At 41.3% G+C, this 5,374-nt stretch carries 7 protein-coding genes; all 7 read right to left on the reverse strand.

Going from position 1 to position 5,374, the window contains the following annotated elements; genetic code table 11:
* Positions 1–697 (reverse strand): TonB-dependent receptor plug domain-containing protein (locus WBM49_RS11830; RefSeq protein ID WP_424372260.1); only part of this gene is annotated, 697 nt, incomplete at its 3' end.
* Positions 694–1,146, reverse strand: a complete 453-nt coding sequence (locus WBM49_RS11835; protein ID WP_424372261.1) for a hypothetical protein — start codon at positions 1,144–1,146, stop codon at positions 694–696. The genes WBM49_RS11830 and WBM49_RS11835, both read right to left, overlap by 4 nt.
* 126 nt (positions 1,147–1,272) lie before the next feature.
* Positions 1,273–1,620: an arsenate reductase (glutaredoxin) gene (gene arsC / locus WBM49_RS11840; RefSeq protein WP_424372262.1), complete on the reverse strand. Its 348-nt coding sequence runs from the start codon at positions 1,618–1,620 to the stop codon at positions 1,273–1,275.
* A gap of 3 nt (positions 1,621–1,623) precedes the next feature.
* A protein-coding gene (gene prfB, locus WBM49_RS11845) for a peptide chain release factor 2 (protein WP_424372263.1) occupies positions 1,624–2,722 on the reverse strand; the annotation gives its coding sequence in 2 pieces (ribosomal slippage) (positions 1,624–2,658 and positions 2,660–2,722; 1,098 coding nt in all).
* A gap of 64 nt (positions 2,723–2,786) precedes the next feature.
* A complete protein-coding gene (locus WBM49_RS11850; RefSeq protein ID WP_424372264.1) occupies positions 2,787–3,644 on the reverse strand; it encodes a transglutaminase-like domain-containing protein in 858 nt (285 codons plus the stop codon).
* A gap of 36 nt (positions 3,645–3,680) precedes the next feature.
* Positions 3,681–4,625 carry an alpha-E domain-containing protein gene (locus WBM49_RS11855; RefSeq protein ID WP_424372265.1) on the reverse strand — a complete coding sequence of 315 codons (945 nt, stop codon included), beginning with the start codon at positions 4,623–4,625 and terminating at the stop codon, positions 3,681–3,683.
* A gap of 7 nt (positions 4,626–4,632) precedes the next feature.
* Positions 4,633–5,374, reverse strand: a 742-nt coding sequence (locus WBM49_RS11860; protein WP_424372266.1) for a circularly permuted type 2 ATP-grasp protein, incomplete at its 5' end; no start/stop codon positions are given.

The following is a 5,374-nucleotide window of genomic DNA, read 5'->3' on the forward strand; positions in this document are numbered from 1 at the left end:
GTTTTAAAATTATATTCAGGATTCCGGCAGTTCCTTCAGCATCGTACCTTGCGGAAGGATTCGTAATAACTTCTACGCGCTCAATGGATTCCGCTGGCAATTGCTGCAGTGCCTGAGGGCTTAACCCCGACAGGGCTGAGGGTTTGCCATTGATCAAAATCCGTACACTTTCATTACCACGCAGACTAATATTACCCTCCACATCTACGGTCACTGAAGGTACATTATCCAGAACGTCTGTTACGGACCCCCCTCTAACGGTAAGATCCTGCCCAACATTGTATACTTTTTTATCTAATCGTAATTCTACTGTGGTGCGTTCTCCAACCACTACTACATCTGCTAATTGTTGTGCGTCTATTTCCAGTTGGATCGTACCCAGGTCAACAGAATTTCGGTAGGTCTGGGCTTTCAGGGAGAAAGTTTTGTAAGACAGGTATTCAACACGGACGTTGTATTGCCCTGGCATTGTTTCCACAGCAAATTTACCATCTAATCCGGAAATCCCCCCGGTCACCATTTCTGGTTTTTGGACACTCTGTAAAACCAAGGTGGCGTATTCTAAGGGTTGACCTGTATCCTTATCGTAAACAGTACCAGAGATTGTAATAGGAGTTGTAGATTGGCCAGATGGTCTTTGAGAAAAGGACATGAAAAAAGCCATTAAGAATAATGGCAGGACTATATAGTTTTTCATTTAGGGTCTGATTTCTTTTTTTTCTTTTTAACCTTTTTTCCGCCGTTTTCTCTATATTCTAACAGCGCTTTGTATTTTTCTTCAGGCAAGCTGATCTTTAATTCCTCATCTTGCTTTATATTGATATTTTCGAAAACTTCCCTGGTTTTTTCGGGACCCAAATTTAGAATCTGTGCTTCAATACGCTGTTGGACGTATTTAGTAAGAATAGTAGTAAGAATTGCTTGTTCAAATTCATTGAGGTCTATAGCCTTGATGATCTTTGGCATTTCTGCGGCAACCATTTCATCTGCGGTCAATGGTTCTGCCTTTTCTCTTGGCTCTTGAGTCTGTGGGGCAAGTCTTCTTCTACCTCTTGCTCCATAGGTATTGGCATATTGCGCCTGAACTACTGGGACCATTCCAAAAAATAGAATGACAAAAACAAAAACGTTAAGTAATTTTTTCATGAGATTTGATTCAAAAGTAAACCGAAGGAAAAGGGTGCTCGGTTAAATGTTTGTTAAAAGACCTGTTCACGCTGAACATTTCTGAAAAGATTAAGAAAAATTATTAAAATATTAAGAATAATAGATTTAATCTATTAGCAACTGTGAGATCTTTTCCGGCGGCCTGCCTATGACCGCTTTTCCGTTAAGGACCACTATAGGCCTTTCGATAAGTTTTGGATGGGCGCACATTGCCTCCAGGATCATATCTTTGGTGAGATCTTTTCCTTTGAACTCAGATTTCCAGATGGCTTCCTGGGTCCTAACGAGCTCAATGGGTTCAATACCCAATTGGGTAATGAGTTGTTTTAATTCCTTTTTGTCCGGAACTTCATTCAGATAATATACTATGTCAAAGGCTTTGCCACTCGCTTCCAAAAGGGCAAGACCTTCTCTAGATTTTCTACATCTGGGATTGTGATATATTTTAAGCATCAATTAGTTTTCTTGTTGTTGCCCCATCATCATTAGGTACGCTTTTAAAAAGTTATCGAGGTCGCCGTCCATTACTGCATCTACATTCCCGGTTTCCTCTCCTGTTCTAACATCCTTAACCAGTTTGTAAGGGTGCATCACGTAATTCCTGATTTGGGAACCCCATTCTATTTTCATTTTGGAGGATTCAATTTCTGCCCTTGCTTCCTGTTTTTTGCGCAGTTCTATTTCATACAACTGCGATTTAAGCATTTTAAGAGCCGTTGCCCTATTGTCGTGCTGCGATCTGGAATCTGAACAGGAGATCTGGATCCCGCTGGGTTTATGTACCAGTTGTACTTTAGTTTCCACCTTGTTTACGTTCTGTCCTCCGGCGCCACTAGAACGAGCTGTTGTGATCTCAATATCTGCAGGATTAACTTCTATCTCTATACTGTCATCTACTAAAGGATACACATAAACAGAAGCAAAGGAAGTGTGGCGCTTTGCATTGCTATCGAACGGAGAAATACGTACCAGCCTGTGTACTCCATTCTCTCCTTTTAACCATCCAAAAGCGTATTCCCCGTCAATTTCCAGGGTAACGGTTTTGATACCGGCTACATCGCCCTCCTGATAGTTTAACTCTTTTATCTTAAACCCGTTTTTTTCACTCCACATCAGATACATCCGCATCAGCATAGAGGCCCAATCGCAGCTTTCCGTACCTCCGGCTCCCGCCGTGATCTGCAAAATAGCTGTCATATCATCGCCTTCCTCAGAAAGCATGTTCTTAAATTCGAGTTTCTCTACCCTTTTTAAAGCCTTCTGATATTGCGCATCAACTTCCGTAGCGGAAATGTCGCCCTCCTTGTAAAATTCCAGTAATACTTCCAGTTCATTTGCCAATACCAGGGCATCGTCGTAGTCTTCTACCCATTTTTTCTTGGATTGAAGTAGACGCATTTGCTCCTGGGCCTCTTGTGGATGATCCCAGAAATTTGGAGCCAGTGTTTTTTCTTCCTCGTTCTCTATTTCTATTAGCTTGGCATCTATGTCAAAGATACCTCCTTAACGCACCAAGGCGCTCTATAAGATCCTTTTGTTGATCTGTTGTAGTCATTGTCTTAAATTTTCATTCAAAAATACCACTCTTTTGCGGAGAACTGAATAGTTTAAAAGCGATTTTATTGCTGTTGTTGTCCGTGTACCTGCACACTGTGGTTGGTGGTATTACCCCCTTTAGAATACAAAATACCCTTTAAAGGCGAGCAATCCGAATAATCCTTCCCGTGTGCCACTTTAATATGATTCTCATTGGCAATTAAATTATTGGTAGGATCAAAGCCTACCCAGCCTATTTCTTCAATGTAGGCTTCTGTCCATGCATGCATTTGAGAATCCCCAAAATAGCCATTTCCCTGATGTAAATATCCGGATACATACCGACATGGTATACCGTGCTGTCTGGCAATAGCACAAAACAAATGGGCAAAATCCTGACAAACCCCTTTCCTGTGCTCCAGCATCTCATCCAAGGTGGTGTTTACATCTGTGGCTCCCGGAGTATAGAATATCTTTTCAAAGACCCAGGTGTTTAAGGCCTGAAGATTTTCAAATACAAACTTATCGTGTTTATAGTCAAAAAACTGACTGTGATGTTCTAATAAAGAAGTTAAGGGTGTTTTACGCAAAAAGGGTTCATGTTCTACGCGGAATTGCAGTTGTTGATATTTTGAATACTCCTCGGCCTGATCGTATGGGAATATAAAATCGAAAGGATTTGTCTGTTCCTTAAGCAATTTAAAACTCGCCTCGAAGGAGATGGCTTTAAAGGGCGACTTTGCGAGGATGCGAATGGTTTTGAAGCCATAGGCATTGGTTGAGAACTCATGAGGAAAATCCATTGAATTTTTAAAGGATATGGACTCCAATTGTTGGTTGGGGTTTTCATGAGGGGTAATGAGGAATTGCCACCGTGCTTCCTTAACAGGATGGTCGTACACATTCTCTGCTTTGTATACAATGGTATATTCTAGCGACATAAATTTTGTGGGGGCTAAAGAAGACTAGCCCATTTACTAATGAAAGAATTCATTTTCCATTTTTGTGCCAATATCGGCTAAATTCTTTAACATGGCTTCAATGAATTCCTTGATATTGCCTTCTATCTCTTCAATGTACTTATATTGATATTCAGAACGTACCCGGCCAACCAAAAAGGCAGTTGAATCTTTATTATAGCGGAAAGAATTATCCAGCACCCGGATATGTGTATAGATCTGATTCAGACTATTCATCATAGACCTGGGACAATTGGGATTTAGTATCAGAAATTCCAGGGTAGTTAGACTGGTTGGCGTCTTTTTGTAAAATCTGCGCATCATATCGTACGACTCAACACACTTCAGCAGGGTGGTCCACTCAAAACTCTTGCTGAACTTTTCGCCATAACTCCCCTGGGCATTCAGCGCATCGTAGTATTTGGCGTTGATGATACGGATTAGCTGATTAGCCCTTTCTAAATTAACACCCAGCATAATGATGGCATAAACCTCGTCGTGCAATAAGGTACTCCGTATTCTTCCTCGTAAAATTGAAGACATTTCTATGATGTTGATCGAAAAATCGTAGAGCCCCTTTTTTAAAAAGTGCTGCTCGGGATATTTCAGAACAAAATGGTAGAACTTGTTAATAGACTCATATAGGTCCGTGGATATAAGATCGCGGGCGCTGTTGGCGTTTTCCCGTGCGTATTTCACATTGCTTAAAATAGAGAAGGGGTGTGCCGGATCTAAAGCGAGCTTATAAAGCACTTCTTCTTCATTCAGCATCTCACCTTCAGCTTTTGTTTGGTCGCCTATCATTCTCAGCATGGAGTTCAAGACAAATTGTCTGGATCTGGAGAGTTCATTGGGGGCATCCAGTGAAGCAAAGTAATTTACATGCATGTATCGCGCAATATGTTCAGAACGTTCAATATAACGCCCCATCCAAAAAAGGTTGTTGGCAACTCTTGCTAGCATATTGATATTATTTTAATACCCAGGTGTCTTTAGATCCTCCACCTTGAGAAGAATTAACGATAAGATTTCCTTTTTTCAACGCCACTCTGGTTAACCCGCCTTTTAGGACAAAATCCCTGTCCTTGCCCAAAATGGTAAACGTCCTGAGATCTACATGGCGTTGCTCAAATGAATTGGTTTCATCTATGTACGTTGGATGAACGGATAAAGACATTATAGGCTGCGCAACGTATTTTCTGGGGTTTTCCTTTATTTGTTTCTTTACGATAGTGATTTCCTCTTTAGTAAGCCTGTTTCCAATGGAAATACCGTACCCGCCTGCCTCATCTACAGGTTTGATAACCAACTCATGAACGTGATCCAATACATAAGCCAATTCTTCGGCCCTACTGCAATGATAGGTATGCACATTGTTTAATATGGGTGTTTCATCCAGATAATATTTAATGATCTCGGGCATATAGGTATACACTGCCTTATCATCTGCCACACCTGTACCAGGTGCATTTGCCAGGGTAACGTTCCCTTTCTTATAAGCGGCAAATAACCCGGGCACTCCAAGGGCAGTGTCTGGCCTGAATTCTAAGGGATCTAAAAACTGGTCATCTATACGCCTGTAGATGATGTCTACTTTTTGAGGCCCCTTAATGGTTCTCATATACACAAAATCGTTCTCCACAAAGAGATCGCGGCCTTCAACTAGTTCAACCCCCATGGTTTTGGCCAGGTACGAATGTTCGTAAAAAGCC

Source organism: Muriicola sp. (genome assembly GCF_049669965.1).
Classification (GTDB): Bacteria; Bacteroidota; Bacteroidia; order Flavobacteriales; family Flavobacteriaceae; genus Muriicola.